This window comes from Streptomyces sp. NPDC055099 (assembly GCF_053607685.1).
Window position 1 is genome coordinate 21,784 of the sequence record NZ_JBSGUA010000031.1, and the last position, 20,883, is coordinate 42,666.

General features: G+C 68.8%; 16 protein-coding genes and 1 pseudogene. 11 read left to right on the forward strand and 6 right to left on the reverse strand.

Annotation, left to right across the window (positions count from 1 at the left end; genetic code table 11):
- Positions 1-87: 87 nt before the first annotated feature.
- The 3 genes from ACWFRU_RS39635 to ACWFRU_RS39645 all read right to left on the reverse strand — a co-directional run bounded on the left by ACWFRU_RS39635 (position 88) and on the right by ACWFRU_RS39645 (position 4,135).
- Positions 88-2,787 carry an AAA family ATPase gene (locus ACWFRU_RS39635; RefSeq protein WP_453693258.1) on the reverse strand — a complete coding sequence of 900 codons (2,700 nt, stop codon included), beginning with the start codon at positions 2,785-2,787 and terminating at the stop codon, positions 88-90.
- Positions 2,784-3,017, reverse strand: a complete 234-nt coding sequence (locus ACWFRU_RS39640) for a hypothetical protein (protein ID WP_453693260.1) — start codon at positions 3,015-3,017, stop codon at positions 2,784-2,786. The genes ACWFRU_RS39635 and ACWFRU_RS39640 overlap by 4 nt, the downstream gene beginning before the upstream one ends.
- 233 nt (positions 3,018-3,250) lie before the next feature.
- Entirely contained in the window at positions 3,251-4,135 is an 885-nt protein-coding gene (locus ACWFRU_RS39645) for an alpha/beta fold hydrolase (protein WP_453693262.1), read from the reverse strand.
- Positions 4,136-4,427: 292 nt separating this feature from the next.
- On the opposite strand from ACWFRU_RS39645, the gene ACWFRU_RS39650 reads away from it, so the two are divergent.
- Complete coding sequence (locus ACWFRU_RS39650; RefSeq protein WP_453693264.1) at positions 4,428-4,589, forward strand: hypothetical protein; 162 nt, start codon at positions 4,428-4,430, stop codon at positions 4,587-4,589.
- A gap of 255 nt (positions 4,590-4,844) precedes the next feature.
- Entirely contained in the window at positions 4,845-7,568 is a 2,724-nt protein-coding gene (locus ACWFRU_RS39655) for a BREX system ATP-binding domain-containing protein (RefSeq protein WP_453693266.1), read from the forward strand.
- A gap of 88 nt (positions 7,569-7,656) precedes the next feature.
- Here ACWFRU_RS39655 and ACWFRU_RS39660 read toward each other — a convergent pair whose 3' ends face one another.
- Both ACWFRU_RS39660 and ACWFRU_RS39665 read right to left on the reverse strand, forming a co-directional pair.
- Positions 7,657-8,346, reverse strand: a complete 690-nt coding sequence (locus ACWFRU_RS39660; RefSeq protein ID WP_453693268.1) for a hypothetical protein — start codon at positions 8,344-8,346, stop codon at positions 7,657-7,659.
- Between the two features lie 466 nt (positions 8,347-8,812).
- Complete coding sequence (locus ACWFRU_RS39665; protein WP_453693270.1) at positions 8,813-9,469, reverse strand: MarR family winged helix-turn-helix transcriptional regulator; 657 nt, start codon at positions 9,467-9,469, stop codon at positions 8,813-8,815.
- A gap of 110 nt (positions 9,470-9,579) precedes the next feature.
- Between ACWFRU_RS39665 and ACWFRU_RS39670 the strand changes: the two genes are divergently transcribed.
- The 8 genes and pseudogenes from ACWFRU_RS39670 to ACWFRU_RS39705 form a co-directional block, all read left to right on the forward strand.
- The gene (locus tag ACWFRU_RS39670; RefSeq protein WP_453693272.1) at positions 9,580-10,551 is read left to right on the forward strand and encodes an aldo/keto reductase; all 972 of its coding nucleotides are present in this window, start codon (positions 9,580-9,582) and stop codon (positions 10,549-10,551) included.
- A gap of 74 nt (positions 10,552-10,625) precedes the next feature.
- The gene (locus tag ACWFRU_RS39675) at positions 10,626-11,717 is read left to right on the forward strand and encodes a Gfo/Idh/MocA family protein (protein ID WP_453693274.1); all 1,092 of its coding nucleotides are present in this window, start codon (positions 10,626-10,628) and stop codon (positions 11,715-11,717) included.
- A 194-nt stretch (positions 11,718-11,911) separates the two neighbouring features.
- Positions 11,912-13,027 carry an NAD(P)-dependent alcohol dehydrogenase gene (locus ACWFRU_RS39680; RefSeq protein WP_453693276.1) on the forward strand — a complete coding sequence of 372 codons (1,116 nt, stop codon included), beginning with the start codon at positions 11,912-11,914 and terminating at the stop codon, positions 13,025-13,027.
- Between the two features lie 47 nt (positions 13,028-13,074).
- A complete protein-coding gene (locus ACWFRU_RS39685) occupies positions 13,075-14,157 on the forward strand; it encodes an MBL fold metallo-hydrolase (protein ID WP_453693278.1) in 1,083 nt (360 codons plus the stop codon).
- A gap of 52 nt (positions 14,158-14,209) precedes the next feature.
- Positions 14,210-15,115 (forward strand): NADP-dependent oxidoreductase, encoded by a 906-nt coding sequence (locus ACWFRU_RS39690; RefSeq protein WP_453693280.1) that lies wholly within the window; start codon positions 14,210-14,212, stop codon positions 15,113-15,115.
- A gap of 51 nt (positions 15,116-15,166) precedes the next feature.
- Positions 15,167-15,889, forward strand: a complete 723-nt coding sequence (locus tag ACWFRU_RS39695) for an alpha/beta fold hydrolase (protein ID WP_453693282.1) — start codon at positions 15,167-15,169, stop codon at positions 15,887-15,889.
- 155 nt (positions 15,890-16,044) lie between these two features.
- Positions 16,045-17,187, forward strand: a complete 1,143-nt coding sequence (locus tag ACWFRU_RS39700) for a Gfo/Idh/MocA family protein (RefSeq protein ID WP_453693284.1) — start codon at positions 16,045-16,047, stop codon at positions 17,185-17,187.
- A 130-nt stretch (positions 17,188-17,317) separates the two neighbouring features.
- A pseudogene (locus ACWFRU_RS39705) lies at positions 17,318-17,530 on the forward strand (transposase family protein); the annotation flags it as partial.
- A gap of 22 nt (positions 17,531-17,552) precedes the next feature.
- On the opposite strand, the gene ACWFRU_RS39710 reads toward ACWFRU_RS39705, so the two are convergent.
- A protein-coding gene (locus ACWFRU_RS39710; RefSeq protein ID WP_453693286.1) for an IS630 family transposase occupies positions 17,553-18,622 on the reverse strand; the annotation gives its coding sequence in 2 pieces (ribosomal slippage) (positions 17,553-18,139 and positions 18,139-18,622; 1,071 coding nt in all).
- A gap of 905 nt (positions 18,623-19,527) precedes the next feature.
- Here ACWFRU_RS39710 and ACWFRU_RS39715 point away from each other — a divergent pair.
- A complete protein-coding gene (locus tag ACWFRU_RS39715) occupies positions 19,528-20,832 on the forward strand; it encodes an N-6 DNA methylase (RefSeq protein WP_453693288.1) in 1,305 nt (434 codons plus the stop codon).
- Positions 20,833-20,883 lie beyond the last annotated feature (51 nt).

Below are 20,883 nucleotides of genomic sequence, written 5' to 3' on the forward strand. Positions count from 1 at the left end.
AGACGTGAACCCAGATCACACCGAAGCTCGCGACGTCTCACCGCCTACCCGTGCACGAGCTCGTCAGGCGTCGCGACCGAGCCGGAATCATCTCCGTCCGACGATGCCAGTGGCCGCCAAGTCGCGCCGTGAGCAGAGCCCCAGCTTGGCGAACACGTTGGATAGGTGATGCCCGACGGTGCGGTCGCTGATCCGCAGACGGGCCCCGATCTCGCGGTTGGTCAGATCGTCGGCGGCAAGCTGGGCCACCCGGTGTTCCTGTGCCGTCAGCGTGGCCATGCCCGTGCCGGCGGCAGTGGCACGGCGTGCGGGCGCCGTGATCAGACGCTGCTCACGCCGGGCCCGCTCGAGCATCGGGCGCGCTCCCAGTGCGTGGAACGTCTCGGCAGCGGCGTCGAGCTGCTGGCGGGCGTCTCGGCGCCGCCGCTGTCGCCGCAACCACTCGCCGTAGAGCAGACGGGCCCGTGCGTGGTCGAACGGGCGCCGGGACGCACCGGGCACGTCCAGCGCCGCCCGGTAGGACCGTTCGGCGGCGGGTTCGTCCAGCAGTGCGCGTGCCAGGTGCGCTGCGAATCTCGCCCAGTGCGCGCCGGTGCGCCGTACCCAGGCGTCGAGCGCCTCGGCGCGGCGCTGGCCGACCTCCGGCCGCCGCGCGTGCACGGCGGCCTCGATCGTGTCCAGGCTTGCCAGCAAAGCGACGATCGGATGTGCTGCCTCGTGCCCGTGCTCGTCCAAGCGGGCGAGCAGGTCGAGTGCAGCATCGGCGCGACCGGCCGCCAGAGCGGCCATTCCACGGTTCCAGTAGGCCGAGGCGCTGACCGCACGGTCGCGGCGCGGCCTGGCCAGCTGCAGGGTTCGAACGGTCAGATGGTCGACGCTGCGGCCGTCACCGCGGGCGGCGGCGAGCCACCCGAGGCAGTTCCGGCACTCCGCAGCGATGTGCTCGGCACCGATTCGCTCGGCCGACGCGAGCCCCTCGGCCGCGGCGTCCTCCGCAGCGCCCCACCGGCCCGCGGCGATGTCGAGTCGCGCGATCCGAGCCAGCGCCGCAGCAAGCGAGGTGCCATCGGCGTGACGGCGGTGCCTGCGGACAAGGGCGTGCACGGCATCGGCGAGTGGCTCGTCGAGGCCCCACACCAGTCCGAGCGGCGACGCCGGGAGCAGCTGCGACTCCACCCGGGAGATGTGCGCCATGACGTCACCGAGTGCTGCCGACGACGCTGCCCGTGCCGGGTCCGTCGCTGGCCCCCACCACGTCCGGACGATCGGGAGGACCTCGGGCAGCCCAGGGGCCGTCAGCCCCGCGAGACGAGTGAGGGACTCACCGACGAGGTCGTCGCGGGCCGCGGACCATCCCGCGTGCAGGGCAGCGGCGCCGAGCTCCACTCTCATGCGCGGATCGTCGAACGCGGCGATGTCGCGACTGATCGATCGGTGGGCTCGTTCCAGGGACCCCTCGGCGAGTTCGAGTACCCCGCGCAGGCCGCGGCTGGCGCGGGTGGCCAGAACCTCGTCGGTCAGGCTCCGGGCATCGGCCAGCAACCGACGCGCCATCGTGGCGTCGCCGCCGTGCCAGGCGGCCACGGCCGCGCCGGCGAGCCTGCGGGTCGCAGCGGCCGGGTCGGCGGACAGCTCGGCGGCCCGCCGCAGGATCGGTACCGCGCCGACGCCCGAGGGCACCGTCTGCTCGAGCAGCCCGGCGAGCTCCTCGTCGACGTCGTGAACGGTCGCGGCCCGGTGCCAGACATGCCCGCGACTGCCCGGGGGAAGCGCGGCGGCCAGGGTCCGGTGGGCGTTCCTGCGCTCAGACGGGGAGGCGCTCGCGTAGACAGCGGCCCGGACCACCGGGTGCCGTAGCGCAGGCCGGTCGGGCGTCCCGGCGAGCAGACCCGACCGGATCGTCTCCTCCCAGACCGGCTCCTCGGCGGCGCGGGAACGTGCTGACCGTGCGAGCGTGAGCTGATCACCGTCGGCACGAGCCGCGGCCATGAGCACGACGAACTCGCGTGCCGGGGGCGGCAAGGTCTGCAGGCGCTCGGCGAAGGCCTTACGCAGCCGGGGCCCCACGGGCACCGTGCCGGCGGCAAGATCGTCGACTGGTACAGGCAGCTCGTGCAGTGCCAGCGGGTTGCCCCCGCCTGCTCTCACCGCGCGGGTGACCTCGGGGCCGTCGAGGCCGGGGTGGGCGGCGCCGACCAGTTGGGCGGCGTGGTCGTCAGCGAGAGGCCTCACCGCGAGCGGATCGACCCCCTCCCACGATCCGCCGGCAGGCGCGTCGTGGCCGGCGACCAGGACCACCACCGGATCGGTCCCCACCCGCCGGGCGACGAATCCGAGCACGAACTCGGTCTCCGCGTCGAGCCGGTGTGCGTCGTCCACGACGATCAGGAGCGGGCGGTCGACTGCCAGCGCCGACAACAGGGACAGCACCGCCACGGCGGTGAGCGACCGGCCCGCTGCGCTGGCCTCGCCCGCGAGCACGCCTCGCAACGCTGACGCCTGGGACACCGGAAGAGTCGCGATCAGGTGCTCGACCGGCCGGAGCAACGTGTCCAGACCGGCGAAGGGGGTCCCTGACTCGCACCGTGCGGGCTGTACCGCCAGCGGGGCGAAATCGGGAGACGCCGCGGTGACGTGGTCGAGAAGTGCGGTCTTGCCGATGCCCGGCTCACCCCAGAGCACCAGGGCGCCACCGGTGCCACGGCGGGCTCGGTCGAGCACCTCGGTCACGGCAGCGATCTCTGCCTGTCGTCCGACGAGCGGAGCCGGAGCACCGGTTGCCCTCATCGCGTCCCCTCAGCCGTGACCATCTTCCGGCCCCAGAAGTCCGTGCCGTACCGTCCGAGGCCGGCGGGATCGTCCCCGACGAGGACGCCGACCCCGTGCACGAGCGCGATGCCGGTGAGCCCCGCTCGGATCCTGATGAGCGCATCCTCGGGCCCCTGCTGTGGCAGTGCCACCCCACCGAGCCGGGTCCCGTTCGGGGGTGCCGACCTGACCGTGAATGGTGTGAGCATGCTCAGCGGCCTGCCGCAGGTGCTTCTAGGACCGCAGACCACGGGCCCGAGTACCTTGACCGATGGCCCCACCACCGTGGGTAGGGTCGGGTCCCGTTCGTCGATCGCCGATGACGAGCTTGCGCATCGAGCACGCCGAACCGCTGCCACGGCACGGGCAGCGTATGGACGAGGCGCTCGCCGCGGGCGCACGTCGAGCTCGGCGCCGCGGGGCGAGGCGCCGGTGGCCGTGGTCATGGCGACTCCTGCGAACCGGGGCGGACGCCCTTGGGGAGTGGATCTCCCAGGAAGGCGAGCAGGGCGGCGTTGACCTCGTCGGCGTGAGTCCACAGCAGCCCGTGCGGGGCGCCGTCGATCTCCACGTACTGCGCGTCGGGCAGGGCCCGGCGGAAGCGGTGGGCCGTGACTTCGATGGGGAGGATCCGATCTGCGGTGCCGTGCAGGATCAGGGCCTGCGTGCCGCTGGCCCGGACAGCCTCGACGTCGGCGCGGAAGTCCTCGATCCACGAGGAGACGACGGCATGGGCGGCCACGGGGGCGCTGGAGATGGCGACGTTCCAGCTGGCTGTGACCGCCTCCTGGCCGATGCGGTTGCCCAGGTTCTCGTCGAGGTTGTAGAAGTTGGAGAAGAACTGCTCGTACCAGGCGTAGCGGTCACTCTTGGCCGCGGCCTCGATGCCGTCGAAGACGTCCTGGGGCACGCCCTCCGGGTTGTCGCCCCGAGCGACGAGGAAGGGCTCCAGGGAGGCCAGGAAGGCGAGCTTCACGACCCGCTGGTGGCCGTATCGAGCGATGTAGCGGGCGAGCTCGCCGGTGCCCATCGAAAACCCGACGAGGACGACATCGCGCAGGTCCAGGGTCTCCAGCAGGGCATTCAGGTCGGCGGCGAAGGTGTCGTAGTCGTAGCCGGTGCCGACCTTCGACGAGCGGCCGAAGCCGCGGCGGTCGTAGGTGATGACGCGGTAGCCGTTGGAGAGCAGCTCGCGCGTCTGGCGCTCCCAGCTGTGGCCGTTGAGCGGGTAGCCGTGGATGAGGACGACGGGCTGACCCGCGCCTTGGTCCTCGTAGTAGAGCTCGATCGGCGTGCTGTTCTCGTTCCCGATGGTTACGTGCCCCATGATCTTTTCTTTCCGAGGGTAGTGTGCCTGCTATTGACCGACGAGCCGCCGTACCGCGATCGTTGTCGCTTCGGCGATGGTGGCGTTGCCGGCCGTGGACTCCGGGTCGGCCGGGTCGGCGTAGACGGCGAGACCGGCGGCGCGCGGTCCGCGAACAGCACGATCCCGACGTCGTTGTGCTCGCCCTGTGCTCCGGTCCCGGTCCTGTCCACGATCAGCCTCCCGGCTGGCACGTCGGCTAGATCGGCGAGTTGGCGGGGCCTCCAGGCCACGGCTGTTCCCTCCAGGTGTCGTGTCGTCGACCGACGTGTCGTCGGCCCACATGTCCTCGGCGTGGTCAGGGGCGCGTGAGCCGGCGCCGGCCGGCGATCGGCCTCCGACAGCCCGCCCCACCGCCGTGCAGCTCCCGGTGGGCCAGGGCGTGGACGGCGACCCGTTCGCGCTGCTGCCGTAGCGGAAGGACTCCTCGTCGGCGGGGAAGAACACCTCGGTGCTGATCACGGTGGCCGCTCCCTTCCCGGTCGCTCTGCTGTCGGCTCTCAGCGTCGCGGGGAAGGCGCCTGGTCCGCGTCGGTGGAAATCCCTTATCCCGTCACCGACCCTGGCGCGGGGGAGGCTGGCATCTTGACGACCCGGTGCTGCCCGCGCGCTTCGCGTCGGTGACAATTACCGGATAAGCGCCGTGTCGGCGCCAGGGGAGGACCAGGCGATGCTCGTGGGACGGCGCGCCGAGCAGGCGGCGCTCGAGGAGCTGCTGGCTCGGGCGCAGGGCGGCGACAGCGGGGTGTTGGTGGTGCGCGGGGAGGCCGGCATCGGCAAGTCCGCCCTCTTGCAGCACATGCGGGAGACCGCCGTGGCGATGGGATTCGGGGTTCACGACGCGGCCGGGGTGGAGGCCGAGGCAGAGTTCGCGTTCGCGGGCCTGCACCAGCTGTGCGCCCCGTTCCTGGCGCGGGCGGTCGAGCTGCCCGAGCCGCAGCAGACCGCGCTCGGGGTGGCGTTCGGGCTGCGCGAGGGTGCTGCGCCGGACCGGTTCCTGGTGGGGCTGGCGGTGTTGAGCCTGTTGGCCGAGAACGGGCCGTTGCTGTGTGTGGTCGATGATGCGCAGTGGCTCGATCAGGCGTCTGCGCAGGTTCTGGCTTTCGTGGCCCGGCGGGTGGGGGCCGAGCGGGTGGTGATGGTGTTTGCGCTGCGCGATCCCGGTGTGACCGACGTCGAGGCGTTCAGCGGGTTGCCGGAACTGCACCTGGCGGGGCTGGGGGCGTCCGATGCCCAGACGCTGCTGGCCGCCGCGGCCCGCGCACCGCTGGACGATGTGGTGCGCGACCGGATCGTAGCCGAGGCGCGCGGCAACCCGCTGGCGTTGTTGGAGCTACCCCGGGGTGCTCCGGCGGTGCAGTTCGCGGGCGGGTTCGAGCTGCCGGACGTGGTGAGCGTTCCGCGCCGGATCGAGGACGGCTTTCGGCGTCGCGCGAACAGCCTGCCTGCCGACGCGCGGATGCTGCTGGTGGTTGCCGCGGCCGAACCGACCGGGGACGCGGCGTTGCTGTGGCGCGCGGCCGCGGAGCTGGGGATCGCCCGCGAGGCGGCTGCGCCCGCGGAGGCCGCCGGGCTGCTGGAGTTCGACTTCCGTGTGCGGTTCCGGCACCCGCTGGTGCGTTCGGCGGTCTACCGGGCGGCCACACCGACCGACCGGCGCCGGGCGCACGGCGCGCTGGCCGCCGTCACCGACCAGCAGGTCGATCCGGACCGGCGTGCCTGGCACCGCGCGCAGGCGGTGGTGGGCACTGATGAGGACGCCGCCGCGGAGCTGGAGCGTTCGGCCGGACGGGCCCGCGCCCGCGGCGGGTTGGCCGCCGCAGCGGCGTTTCTAAAGCGTGCGGCCGAGCTGACCCCTAGGCCGGCCGTCCGGGCGGAACGGGCCCTGGAAGCTGCACACGCCAAGCACGAGGCCGGTGCGTCCGAGGCCCTGGAGCTGCTGACGGTCGCCGCGGCCGGGCCGTTGGACGCCGTGGCGCAGGCCCGCCTAGAGCTGCTGCATGCTCGGATCGCGTTCCACGGGGCAAGGGGCGGCGAGGGGCCGCGGATGCTGCTGGACGCCGCCAAGAGCCTCGCCCCGCTGGACCCGGCGCTGTCCCGGGAGACCTACCTCGACGCGCTCGATGCGGCAATCGTTACTGGCGACCGCGGACCCGGCGGCGTGCGTGCGGTGGCCGACGCAGCCCGGGCCGCGCCCGCACCACCGGAGCCGCCGAGGCCGGTGGATCTGTTGCTCGACGGGCTGGTGACGACGTTCACGCAGGGCTACGCGGCAGGAGTGCCCGGCCTGCGGCGGGCGTTGGACGCCTTCAATCCTCACGAGCGGGACGATCATGCCGTGAACGACGGCGACGACCGCCGCTGGCTGTGGCTGGCCGGCCGGACCGCGATGTCGGTCTTCGACGACCAGATGGTGCACGCGCTGGCCGCTCGTCATGTCCGGCTGGTCAGGGAAGCAGGCGCGCTGGCCACGCTTCCGGCAGCACTGCTCGTCCAGTCCGTCATGCTGGTGCTCTCTGGTGACTTCTCCCGGGCCGACGAGCAGACCACGATCGCGGCCGCGACCAGAACTGTGCCCGTGCTCCACGGCCAGCTCATCCTGGCTGCCTGGCGCGGCCGCTCGGACGAGACCACCGAGGTCCACGCGACCATGGTCCGGGAAGCGGCTGGACGTGGGGGCCGAACTGAGGACTTCCTGGCGCAGTACGCCATGGCGGTGCTGCACAACGGCCTGGGCGACTACCCAGCGGCTCTGGTCGCTGCGACGCGGGCTTTCGAGTCCGACGAGCTGACCCACAGCAACCTGGCCCACTCCGAGCTCATTGAAGCGGCATGCCGTAGCGACCGGCCGGAGCGTGCGACCGCTGCGCTGGACCAGCTCAGCTCACGGGCGCTGGCCAGCGGCACCCCCTGGGGGCTAGGGCTGGCAGCGCGCTCATGGGCATTGGTCAGCACCGGCCCGGCCGCCGAGGAGTACTACCTCGAGGCGATCGAGCAGCTACGAAACTGCCGAGTGGCCACCCAGCTGGCCCGGACTCATCTCGTCTATGGCGAGTGGCTACGCCGCGAGGGCCGCCGCCAAGGCGCCCGCCAGCAGCTCCGCACCGCCCACCAGATGCTGTCGGACATGGGTGCGCAAGCGTTCGCCGCACGCGCCGCCCGCGAGCTGCGCGCCACCGGCGAGCACCCACGCAGCCGGTCCGCCCAGCCCTCCGACGCGCTCACCGCACAGGAGCTGACGATCGCCCGGCTGGTAGCTACCGGGGCGACCTCCCGGGAGGTCGGCGCACAGCTGTTCTTGAGCCCGCGCACCATTGAGGCCCACCTCCGCAGCATCTTCCGCAAGCTGAGCATCACCTCCCGGCGACAGCTGCGGGACCTGCGGCTTCCCTGACGGGCTGGCAGCGTGCGTGCCCTGTCGCGGTACAGCGAATGCCGCCCGGAAGGCCGACGAGCTGCGCCCTTGGAGCCCGTAAACAGGATCAAGAGCGCGCCGTCTTGGGGCGACGCCTGCACTTGCGGTTGCTGATCAGCCGGATGTCCTCTTCCGTGAGGGCACCGCCGTCAGCGGTCCTGACGGCTTCGAGGAGCGTCGTGCGGTCCTGGTCGGCCAGGAGCCGAGCCAACTCGGCTTCGTCGCCAACAACCAGCCGCAGGCTGCTTCCGGGAAGGTCCAGCCCGACGCAGCCCTGGAGGAAGCTGATGACCTTCCAGAAGTTCTCGTGGACATCACTGGTGTCAACGAGCGCCTTGACGATCTGAGGGGCCTCGGTGCCGGGAATCGCCTCCATGGCCGCTGTCCTCGCAGCCTTGGTCTTGTCCTTCTTCCACAGTTTGATCCTGGGCGAGAGGACGCCGTCCTTGTTGATGAGGATGACATGGCACAACGTGGCCACCTGCGGCCGGTCGCCGAGGAGGAATTCGGTGATCAGACGCCCCCTGCGAGTGTCGTAGGCGTAGGGAAATCCGTGGCCGCGTATCTCAAAGTCCGAGAAGTCCTGCAGTACGACGTTGAACTCCGTGGTTGGCGGACCGATGCGGAGACGCCGAACGACGGCTGGATCGGGCTCGGCCGTCTGGTTCCTCCAGTCCGGTGGGACGGCTGGCAGGGGCGCTATGTCGCCTTCGACCACGAGAGGCTGAACATCTTCGCGCTGGAGCCTGGTGAGCACGGATTCGAGTCGCTGCCAGTCGCGTCGGTGACCGCTTTTGTGAAGGCGGGCAGCAGAACTCGATCCACGTTGAGGACAACCTCGTACGTATCGACCGTCCATCCGTCACCGGGCATGGGGTGGTAATTGCCGCCGTCACAGCGCAGCGTGAGGACGGCCGGGCGGAGCAGGTCGCGGGCGACCTGCTCGCCTTCGCGGTCGAGGAGGCTGTAGGTGTGCCCGGCCCCGGACAGTGGCCAGCGTTCGGGCGCGCCACTACCACCGACGGTCCCCGCCGAGCGGCGGCTTGCAGAGGGCCGCGGAGCTCCAGCGCATGCAACCCACCCACCAACACCGGGGGCTTTTTCACTGAAGAGCCAATCATTCCCCCACCGCTGCAGGCGACCTGACCAGCATCCCAACACGCCTGACACCCCATCAGGACGACCGTCAAATGAGCGTCATTCAAGGCGTCGGCCGGAGGCTGTCAAGCCGGATGAATCGTGGGTGACTGGCCGTCCACCGCGCCGTCCCCCGGGAGGGAAGCCGCGGAGCCCGCGTCGGGTTGCCCGCGCTTGATCGCCGTGTCCACCGCGGCACCGATGCGGCGCAGTGCCGCCAGCTCCTGAGGACCTAGGTCATCGATCAGGTACTCGCGGACTGCGGCGACGTGTCCCGGCGCCGCTGCCACCACTACGTCGTAACCGGCCTCGGTCAGCGTCGCGGTGGTGCGCCTTCCGGAACCGGGGATCCGCTTCCGTGCGAGCAGTTCGCGCTTCTCGAGCCGACCGACGACATGGGACAGCCTCGACAGTGACGCCGCCGTTCGCGCGGCCAGGGCGCTCATCTGCATGGTGCGATCCGGCTGCTCGGAAAGGACCGAGAGCACCATGTACTCGAAGAAGGTCAGCTGAGCCTCGCGCTGCATGCGCGCATCCAGCGCGGCCGGCAGGCTGATCATGATCGCGGAGTTGGCCAGCCACGCCGCCAGCTCGTCGCCGTTCAGCCATCGCGTCTCGGCAACCGGACCGGTGGACTCCCCCGCGTCGGAGCCTTCGTCGGCACGAGCCGTCGCCTCGGATGTCGGCCCGTTCCGTGGTCGCCGACGGAGTCGGCCGTGCGTGTCATCTGCCGTCCTCGCCATGAGGACATCCTAGACCCACTTATTGACGCGTCAAGTTCGAAGGAGTAGAACTTGACGCGTCAAGTTCGCTCTGCGGTGCTGAGGCCCGCCCCACACGGAATGGACAACAGATGCAGTCCACGTCGCTCGGCAGGCTCGATGTCCCGCGCATCGGCCTGGGTGTCATGGGGATGTCGGCGTACTACACCGGCGCAGGCCGGGACGAAACCGAGTCGATCCGCACCATTCGTCGCGCCGTCGACCTCGGTGTCACCCATCTGGACACCGCCGAGGTGTACGGCCCCTACGTCAACGAGGAACTGCTGGGTCGCGCGATCAAGGGCCGTCGGGACGAAGTCGTCCTCGCCACCAAGTTCGGCCTCGTCTCCCACACCGGCCGGCCGGGTCCGGACAGCACTCCCGCCAACATCCGCACGGCTGTCGAAGGCTCACTGCGGCGACTCGGAACCGACCGCATCGACCTCTACTACCAGCACCGGGTCGACCCCAACACTCCCATCGAGAAGACGGTGGGGGCGCTGAGCGAGCTGGTGGAGGCGGGCAAGGTCCTCCACATCGGACTGTCGGAAGCGGCAGCGGCGACCGTCCGCCGGGCCCATGCGGTCCATCCCGTGGCCGCTGTCCAGAGCGAGTACTCGCTGTGGACGCGGGACCCGGAGGCCGAGGTGTTGCCCACGCTGCGTGAGCTCGGCATCGGACTGGTTCCCTATGCACCGCTGGGACACGGCTTTCTCACCGGTGACATCCGCACCCTGGACGGCTTGGACGCCGCCGACTGGCGTCGCTCCAATCCCCGGTTCACCGGCGACAACCTCGCGCGCAACCTGCGCATCGTCGACCAGGTACGCGAGGTCGCCGACGAGGCCGGGGCCACGCCCGCGCAGGTCGCTCTTGCCTGGCTGCTCGCGCAAGGAGACGGCATCGCGCCCATTCCGGGGACGAAACGCCTCGACCGCCTCAAGGAGAACAGCGCCGCCGACGGCATCCGACTCACCCCGGGCCAGATCGCCCGCCTGAACAACCTCACACCGGCGTCCGGCGAACGCCACGCCGAGCCCGACATGGCCGCCGTCGACCAGTGAGAGAAGCGCGAACGCGCCGAGTCGCCCCGCACACACCACGTCTTGCTTCAGCGAAAGAAACGGAACACCACATCATGTCAAGCAATCTCATTCGGGTCGGCATCATCGGCGCGGACACGAAGGCGAGCTGGGCGGGCGCATCGCACATACCCGCGCTGGCGGCACAGCCCGACTTCCACCTGGCCGGTGTGGCGACGCGGCACGAGGAGAGCGCGCGCGGCGCTGCCGAGGCGTTCGGCGCCGAGCGTTGGTTCGCGGACCCCTACGCGCTCATCGGTGACCCTTCGATCGACCTCGTCACCGTCGCGGTGAAGGTCCCGGCTCACCGCGAGCTCGTCCTGGCGGCCCTCGCGGCGAGCAAGGCCGTGTACGCGGAGTCGCCGCTGGGGGCGACCGTCGCGCAGACGGAAGAGATGGCTGAGGCGGCCGGCTCACTGCACACCGCGATCGGCCTGCAGGGCCGGCTCAACCCCTCGGTACGCCGCGCGGCGGAGATCATCGCTGAGGGTCGGCTCGGGCGGCTGCTCTCGGCGCGAGTCGCCGCGACGACCTTCGGCAACGGCCCGGAGTCGGTGAGCGCGTACGAGTACTTCGACAAGGCAGCGTCCGGAGCCGGTTTCCTCACCATCGCCGCGGGCCACGTCCTGGATGTGGTCGAAGCCGTTCTCGGCAACATCACCGAGATCGACGCCCGCACCGAACTCCTGTGGCCTCAAGTGAAGTTGGTCGACACCGGCGCGATATCCGTCCGCGAGGTCCCGGATCACCTCGACGCCATCGCCAAGACCTCCTCGGGGGCGCCGGTCGGGGTGCAGATCCTGGCGGGCGTGCCCGCCCCCGACGCCCACTTCAGTCTGGACGTACGCGGATCGGAGGGCTGGCTGAAGCTGACGGGCGACCACCCCGCGGGCGTTCAGGTCGGCGACCTCACCCTCTCGTCGAGCGTCGACTTCACCGCGCCCGACCGCCCGGTCGCCACCGGCGCGGGACCCACCGCCGCCGACATCTGGACGGGCGCTTCCATCAACGTCGGCGAGGTCTACGCCAGCCTGGCCCGCGACATCACGAACGGCACCCACCACACCCCGGGATTCCAGCACGCCGTCCACAACAGCCGTCTCATCGCCCGAGTCGAACAAGCCGCGCGGACCCGCGTCCGGCAGTGACGCCACCGCACCTCGCGGCACCGTGCCTTACTGCCGTGACGGATACGGCGACCGATCCGCGGGCACGGGCGGCCGACATAGGTTCGGACTCGCTGAAGGGCTCCTTAGGCCCACCCCCCGATCAGGGAGTCGTTGATGATTTCAGTCCCTCGTCACCATGGCCCTCGCGGCGCTTCGCGGCAGGCTCACGGCGTATGACCACCTCCGCGCGCGCCGCTGTTCTCGAAGCGCAGGACGGGCCATTCGAATTCCGCGACATCGAGATCGAGGACCCGCGGCCCGACGAGGTACTCGTTCGCATGGTCGCGACCGGAATATGCGCGACCGACGCTCACGTGCGGGCACAGCGAATGGCGACGCCGCTGCCGGTGGTGCTGGGGCACGAGGGGGCAGGAGTCGTCGAACGCGTGGGGGCCGCTGTCACCACCGTCGAGCCCGGTGACCACGTCGTCCTCTCCTACCACTCGTGCGGCCGCTGCAAGCCCTGCATGTCCTCGCACGCGGCCTACTGCGACAACGTCTGGGCGGCCAACTTCGCAGGTGCCCGCCTGGACGGCTCGAACGGTCTCCACGTCGCCCACGGTGCTGAGCCGCACGGTCACTTCTTCGGCCAGTCCTCGTTCGCCACCCACGCCCTGACGCACCAACGGAACACGATCAAGGTCCCCCGCGATCTGCCCCTCGACGTCATGGCTCCGCTGGGGTGCGGGCTGCAGACGGGCGCGGGGGCCGTGCTCAAGGCCCTCGCCGTGCCGGCGGGAGCGTCCTTCGCGGTCTTCGGCGTGGGAGCGGTGGGCCTGGCGGCGGTCATGGCGGCACATGTCGCGGGCGCCACCACCATCGTCGCCGTCGACGTCGACGCCGGCCGCCTCGATCTGGCCCGAGATCTCGGAGCGACGCACCTCGTGGACCCCAGCCGGGTCGAGGATCTGACCGGCGCGCTCCGCGCCGTCGACGAACGCGGTCTGGAGTACGTCCTCGACACGAGCGGCCGCGCGGAGAACCTCGACGCCGGGGTCGGCGCCCTGGCACCAATGGGCCGATTCGGCTTCGTGGCGTTCCACGAAGGAGCGGGCGCCGTGCTCGACGCCGGCCGGCTCACGCTCGGCCAGTCGCTTCAGGGCATCATCCAGGGCGACGCCGTCTCGTCGCTCCTGATCAACGACCTTGCCCAGCTCTATCGAGCGGGCCGGTTCCCCATCGACCGACTGCTGTCCTTCTACGACTTCGCCGATATCAACACCGCGTTCGAGGATGCGGGCTCAGGCCGCGTCACCAAGGCAGTCCTTCGGTTCACGTCACCGGGATAGACCACCCGTTCGACAGCTTCCCAAGAACACAGAAAGGCGTCCCGCCGGTGTGCCAGAGCAGTCAGATACCCATCAACGTCGAAGAAACCCCGAGCTTCTACGGGATCGACCACTATGGATTCGCCCGCGCGGGGGCGGACGACCCGTTGGACCCCGAGGGCTATTACCCCCCGTATTTCCAGAGCGAGCACTTCCAGAAGTACGGCTACCACGTGGAAGAACTGCGCGGCGGCTTCTACTGGGTCACCAGTGCCGGCTACGACGCCGCATTCGTGGTGACCGAGGAGGGCGTGGTCGCGATCGACGCACCCCCGACGCTGGGCGAGAACATGCTGGCAGCGATCGAGGACGTCACCGACCGACCGGTGACCCACGTCATCTACAGCCACTGGCACGCCGATCACATCGGCGCGGCCTCCGTGTTCGGTCCCGACGTCGAGATCGTCGCCCACCGCATCACCAAGGAACTCCTGGAGCGCTTCCCCGACCCGAAGCGCCCCCTGCCGACGAGGACGTTCGACGACGAACTCGTCCTCGAAGTGGGCGGCGTGAGCCTGCACCTCTCCTACAAGGGAGAGAACCACTGCCCCGGCAACATCTTCATCTACGCACCCCAGCAGAAGGTACTCACAGCCGTCGACATCGTCAGTCCGGGAAGCGTCACGTTCATGCACTGCGACGCCTCGCAGAACATCTCCGGCTGGTACGAAGCCCAGTCCCAGATCCTCGAATACGACTTCGACTACTTCGTCGGCGGGCACCACATGCATTACGGCACCTACGAGCAGGTGAAGCTGTGCGTGGAGTACTTCACCGACGTGCTCGAGGGGGCGACTGCGGCGGTCGAGCGGTTCAGTCGCTCGGACGCGCTCGCCGACATCGTGACCGGCACCGGCTGGGAAAGGATCTTCGTCGGTACCGAGAACTGGATCAGCTCCATGGCGAACTACACCACCCGCCACGTCCTCGAGAAGGAGACGAGCGACGGCCGGCTCTGGTGGGAACGGCTGGCAGGAGCCACCACCCAGACCAAGTACCACGCGTACACCGTGCTGGAATCGATCCGACTCGAACGGCCCCGGCCCGACTACCGCCTGCGGGGCGAGAATCCTCCGGTCTTCCAGACCTGAGACCGCTCTGAACGGTGCGAGCAAACGACCCTTGTATACGAGAAGGATCATCATGAAAGCCGTCGTCATCACCTCGTTCGGCGAACCCTCCGTGTTGCGGGTTGCGGAGGCTCCGCGACCGGTGCCGGGTCCGGGTCAAGTACTGGTTCGGGTTCACGCCGCGGGGGTGAACCCGGCGGAGATCCAGGCCCGCGCCGGAGCGTTCGGCCTGCGTGCTCCCGCCATCATCGGATTCGAGTTCGCCGGCGTCGTCGAGGCGGTCGGCCCGGGCGTCGACGAGGGCGTGGCCGGCGACCGCGTCGCCGGGTGGCCGGACTCCGCCACCCAGGGCTCCTACGCCGAGTACACGGTCAGCAGCAACTTCGCGACGATCCCCGACGGCGTTTCCTTCGAGGAGGCCGCGGCTACTGTCATCGGCGCCGACAACGCGGCGAGGGCTCTCGGGCTTCTGAACATTCGCCCGGGTGAAACGCTCGTGGTCACCGGCGCGAGCGGTGCTCTGGGCGGCGCCGCCGTGCAGTTCGCGCGACAGCGCGGTGTGACGGTGATCGGCGTCGCCGGGACTGCCAACGCCGACTTCGTCAGGAGTCTCGGAGCGACCCCTGTCGCACACGGCCCGGGCCTGGTCGATCGCATCCGTGCCGCCGCTCCGGGCGGGGTCGACGCCGCGCTCGACACCGCCGGCAAGGGGCTCCTTCCCGCCCTCATCGATCTTCTCGGCGGCCCCGGCCGGATCGTGACGCTCGCCGACCGCGATGCCGCACAACACGGCGTCGCATTCAGCCCCGGGGGCAGCGGGAACCGCGACCGCGGCCCTGTCCAGGAAGCCCTGAATCTGATCGCCGCCGGCGCATGGACCGCACGCATCGGCCGGAGCTTCCCACTCGACGAGGCCGCGGACGCTCATCGCCTCGTCGCCACGGGCCACACCCACGGCAAAGTCATCCTCCTTCCCTGACTCGGCCGACCGGCCGTTCAACCACGACAACAATCAATTGGAGAATCCGAAATGCCTGCAGTCCTCGTCCATGGTGTACCTGATACCCACCGGCTTTGGGACACCGTCCGTCCCTATCTTCAACGCGAAGATATTGTGACGATCGACCTACCCGGGTTTGGCGTCCCCCTACCAGCGGGATTCACGTCGACGAAGGAAGAGTATCTCGATTGGCTTATTGAGAAGATCGAAGAAATCGGCGAACCCGTCGACCTGGTCGGTCATGATTGGGGGTCTCTGCTCACGGGCCGTCTCGCGTCTGTCCGGCCAGATCTGGTGCGGACATGGACAGGCATCAGCGGACCAATCGATCCGGAGTATCCGTGGCACTATCTTGCCAAGATCTGGCAAACTCCGGGCGAGGGTGAGAAATGGATGGCGGACCTCGACCTCGAGGCGTTCGCGGCAAGCCTCAACGAGGCGCAGATGCCGCGCGACGCGGCAGACGAAGCGGTCCGGCATATCGATGCCACTATGAGGGCAAGCATTCTCGCCCTTTACCGTTCGGCGATCGAGGTCGGGGCGGAGTGGAAGCCAGGTCTGAGCAAGGTGACCGCACCAGCGCTAGTGATCTGGGGCCTGGACGATCCGTTTCTCCCTCACCGCTTCGCCGACGAGCTCGGTAATGCCACACGCGCACGTGCCGTCTTCAAGCTGCGCAGCTCGCACTGGCCGATGATCGAGCGTGCGGCCGATGTCGCGCGCGAACTCGAGGCCCACTGGGCTCACGTGTAAAACCTGCGCTTGGGTCACTCGGGCTCACCATGGCGAACGCCAATAGTTGCTCGCTCGCCATGGTGAACCCGAGTGCCCACGCATGTGTCCGGAAACGAATCATCGTGACACAGCCCTGAGAGCGTTTCCGGGCTGCACATGGCAGGAGCATCCTTATGACGAATTCAGCACATACCCAGATCGGCGTCGGTATTGTCGGGGCTAGTTCCGATCGGGGTTGGGGCGGAATCGCTCATGTCCCGGCGCTGCAGGCGCTCGACGCGTTCCAGATCCGCGCCGTCAGCACGACTCGTATGGAGAGCGCGAACGCGACCGCTCGCCGGCTGGGCGCCGATCTCGCCTTCGACACACATAAGGCTCTGGTCGGGCGACCGGAGGTCGACCTGGTGGTGGTCGCGGTCAAGGTGCCGGAGCACGAGCAGATTGTGTCCGACGCGCTGGCCGCGGGCAAGATGGTTTATTGCGAATGGCCGCTCGCGAGAAACCTGTCCGAGGCCGAAGCGCTGGAGGGGTTTGCCCGCGAGCGGCGGCTGCGCACGGTTGTCGGGTTGCAGGGCGGCCTGCACCCGCCGATCCTCTTCCTTCGCGACCTCATCGCGCAAGGCGTGATCGGCAAGCCGCTCAGCACGAGCATCCGAGCGCATCTGGCCGACGACATGTGGGGCGGCCGATACGACCCGCCGGTCGAGTACATGGCCCACGCAAAGCATGGCGCCACGCTTCTGAGCATCATGCTCGGCCACGGGCTCGAACCGCTGGCGCGCGTGCTCGGCACGTTCGAGAGTCTGTCCGCCGTCGTCGCCAATCAGCGCGGTGACGGCGTCCGCCTATCCGATGGCGCGTCGCTGCCGAAGGACGCTCCGGACGAGATCGTAGTCGCCGGCGTTCTCGAAGGCGGGATCGTCACTTCGCTGCACTACAGTGCCGGGCAGTCGGCCGGCTCGGCGACGGTATGGGAGATCCAGGGCACCGAAGGCAGTGTGCGTGTGGAGTCGGCGTCGGGCTACCTTCACTTCACCGATTTCACCATCACGCTGCGCCGCGGCAGCGAGCCTGTCCAAGTACTACAGGTCCCCCCCGCTTATGCGGCTCCTGACCTGCAACTCGACGCACCCGCAGCGGGGGTCGCCCGCCTCTACGCCCAGTTCGCCGCCGACCTCCGCGACGGAACCGCCGATGCGCCGGATTTCGCGGTCGCACTCGATCGCCACCGGGCACTCGAGGCGATCACACGCGCCGCTGAAACAGGTCATCGGCAGCGTCTGTCTCGCCCTGCCCGAACGAACTCCCCTCTTTGAAACCGGGAGAGGCACTGGGCCTCTTCCAAGCTGGCGGCGCTGACCGAGGGTTGGACAAGCCTGCACAATGACGAAGCTCCTGGTAGACGGGTTCTCGACCAAGATCACCCGTGTCTGCCAGGAGCTTCGCGTGCTTGTCTACCCGTCCTCGATTGATCTGTCCAACCGCATCCTGCGGTTCCTGACCGGGCAACTGGCAGTGAGGCGACGGGAGATCGGGACCCGCTGGAGGCGACTTCCCGCAGCACCGCAGGCCCTGCTCGCCCTTGCCCACCTGCGGTGCGGTGACACCTACGCCCGGCACGCCGCCGGGTTCGGCATCGGGATCGCGACCGTGTACCGCTAGAGATCTTTAACGGCTGGGGTTACGGCGGTTGGAGGTCGAGTCCGGTCTTGGCCATGAGGCCCTCGATGAGATTGGGGCGGTACTGCATCCGTTTGAGCCGGGTCTTCACCAGCCCGGTGAGCTGGTCGAGGTTGTGTTTGGTGAGGTTGGCCAGTGACCTCTTCAGCTGCGACCACACGCCCTCGACCGGGTTGAGCTCGGGTGCGTACGGCGGCAGCTGGTACACGGTCAGCCATAACCGGGCGGCGATCAGCTCGTGCATGGTGCGGCTGACGTGCGTGTTCAAGTTGTCCCAGACCAGAGCGACGGGGCCGCCGAGCTGCTGGTGTGCGGCGTCCAGCAGGCGGGCGTAGTCGGTCTCGGTGAAGCCCTTACGCCGGCCCTTCGCAGGACCGCGGTCGAGATGGATACGGTAGATCAGCCGTGGCCTGCGGCCGGCCTTGGTGCAGATCAGCGCGGCCATCGAGACACGTTTGGTGCCTGCGGCGGTGACCCGCACGACGGGGGTCTGGCCGCGGCGGCCCCAAGTGCGGCCCTTGGGCGGCCTCAGGCCCTGACCTGCCTCGTCTTCGAAGCGGACCCAGGCGCCCAAGTCCGCCGCCCTCTTTTTATGACGGGCCACTGCTCTACCTTCCATGCGGCGACCTTCGGCTCGTTCCGCTCGGTGGCTTTGCGGGCCGGGATCTGCACGCTCCAGCCGATGCGGTGCAGCAGCAGGTCGAGCCCGGCCAGGGTGTACTCGGCGCCGAACCGGCGGCGCACGATCTCGGCGATCCTCGCCAGCGTCCAGCATTGGTCGCTCCAGCCGTACGCAGCCGGACCGGCTTCCAACGCGGCCTCCAGAGCACGCAGTTGACCCACATCAAGCTTGCGGCGGGCACCGCCGGGACCTTTGGAGACCAGGGCCTGCCGACCGCCCGAAGCCAGGGCTCGACGCCAGCGGTTCGCCGACATCCGAGTCACCCTGAACCGCCGGGCCACCTCTCCGTCACTGGCCCCGGCCTCGATCAAGTCAGCCGCTGCGAGCCGGACTTGCTCGCGCCGGGCCCGTTCCTCGGCCGTCAGCCCACCACCATCGGGATACCTCATCCCTCCGGCATAGCGCGGCCCACATCAGGCCGTCACGCCCCTCCGTAACCCGCACGGTTAAAGATCTCTAGCGATTTCTCCGGATGCGCCCCGCCCTTCCCCGACCCGGAGCCGCGGGCCGTTCCTTACGCGACCGGCTCCTTGTGACGTTGGGCAGTCAAGAGCTCTCAACGGGTAGGAGTCGGTGAACATTCAGTACGCACTCCGCCTCGCCGAGACATAAGAGAAGTCCGACGGTGCCAGTCGACCTGCCGGAGTGGTGCGGTTCCTGTACGAGGCGGGACACTCACGTAGACCAAGCGCAACGGCTGATGGAAGGCTGGCGTGCACGCGACCCGGAGTCGGTCGCGGAGCACTCCTGGCGCACGGTCGGGCACGACTCGCAAAGGTACGCAGTGAGCGCCGACCCCGAGGCCATTACAGCGGACCAAGTCTCGGGCATGCACGAGGCACTGGCCGACGCCCTCCAAGAGTTCGTCACCGAGTACGAAGCCAAGGGGTTACCAGAGGCAATTTGCGCCCCGGATGTCAACAAACCGGGATGCATGATCCAGGGCACCGAGTACAGAGCTGGGTTACGAGAACGCGCAAAGACGGATCAACAACGGCTGCAGACGCCTCACCATGAAAACCGCCAGCGATCTCTCGGACGCCGTTCTCGAAACCGGATCCCTGGAGTGGCTCCGGGGCACCCTCGGCGCAGCCCCTAGCAACTACTACCCCCCTGTTCAGATTGGCTTCTACCAGGCTCTTTGCCCACTTTAGAGGGAGCGACCAGGAGAAGCTGACACTGGACAGGCCTCCGTCCAGACTAGGCAGGTTCGGACCACACTCTCGACGAGGCGTGATGCTGCGATTACCGTGAGTAGAACAAGCGTGGGGGTGTGCTGACCTCGGGGGGCGGGATGCAGCGCAAGGAGCGGTTTCGGCGCATCGTGAGCGAATTCGGTGCGACATGCAAACAGGCGTTGCTGCACGGGCAGAAAGAAGCCGCGATCCGTCGAGCAGTCGAAACCCTTCTCGTAGATGCAGCAGGGGTGCTGGGGCTGCAAGCGGTCCTGCATGCCGAGGTTGCCATCGCCGCGCACCGGATACGCCCTGACCTGGCGGTGCGAATTGGAACGTCACCGCGCAACATCGTCGGCTACGTCGAGCTGAAAAGCCCTGACAAGAGCGTGATCCACCCCGGCGGCTTGAACAAGCGCGACCGCCGCCAATGGGAAGGCATGGCGAACCTGCCCAACCTGATCTACACGAACGGTCAGACCTGGATCATGTACCGCTCCGGTAGGCAGTACGGCGACACCATCCACTTCGAGGGTGATCTACGCACCGTTGGCCCCGGCCTGCGGCTGCCGGTCGCCAGTGAGGCCGCCTTCGAGGCGATGCTTGTCGCATTCTTCGGCTGGCAGCCCCACCGACTGACATTGATGCGGGAGGTGGTCGCCCAAGTCGCCCCGTTGTGCGCGCTGCTGCGTGATGCTGTTCACGATCGTCTCGATGCCGAAGCAAGCCTTCCACGCCATCAACGCCCGTTCACCGACCTGGCCGCCACGCTTGAGGTTGACCTCTTCCCGACCACGGATAACCGGGACAAGCGAGCCGCCTTCGCTGACCGCTACGCACAGTCGGTCACCTTCGCCCTCCTGCTCGCCAGCTCGGATACCGCCGGTGACGAGGACAAGGCATTGATCGGCATGAGCCTGCACGAGGTAGGCCGACGCCTTGGGGCTGAGCACTCTGTCATGGGCCGGGCCTTGCAGATCCTGACCGACCAGGTCGAGGGGGAATTCCGCGACAGTCTGGACATGCTCGTGCGCGTCATTGACGCCATCGACTGGAGGAGTGCCCTCGCCGGCGAACCCGGATTCCACATCCATCTCTATGAGCACTTCCTGCAGGAGTACGACGCCGACCTGCGCAAGGATTCCGGAACCTACTACACCCCGGCCCCGTTGGTCACGGAGATGATCCGCCTGGTCGACGAGGTACTCGCGACCACTCTGGACTGCCCGGATGGCTTCGCTGACCCCGGTGTGTCCATCATCGACCCGTCGATGGGAACCGGCACTTTCCTCACCGGCATCATCGACCTCGTGGCCCGCAAGCAATCCGAAGGTGGCAACGAAGGATTCCGCGCCGAATCCGTGCAAGAACTCGCGAGTCGGCTAGGCACTGTTTCTCGGATCATGTTCGGAGCCAGATGGTGAGGGCCGCGAGGGTGATGGTGCCGAGGTAGATGTAGGCACGTTTCTCATAGC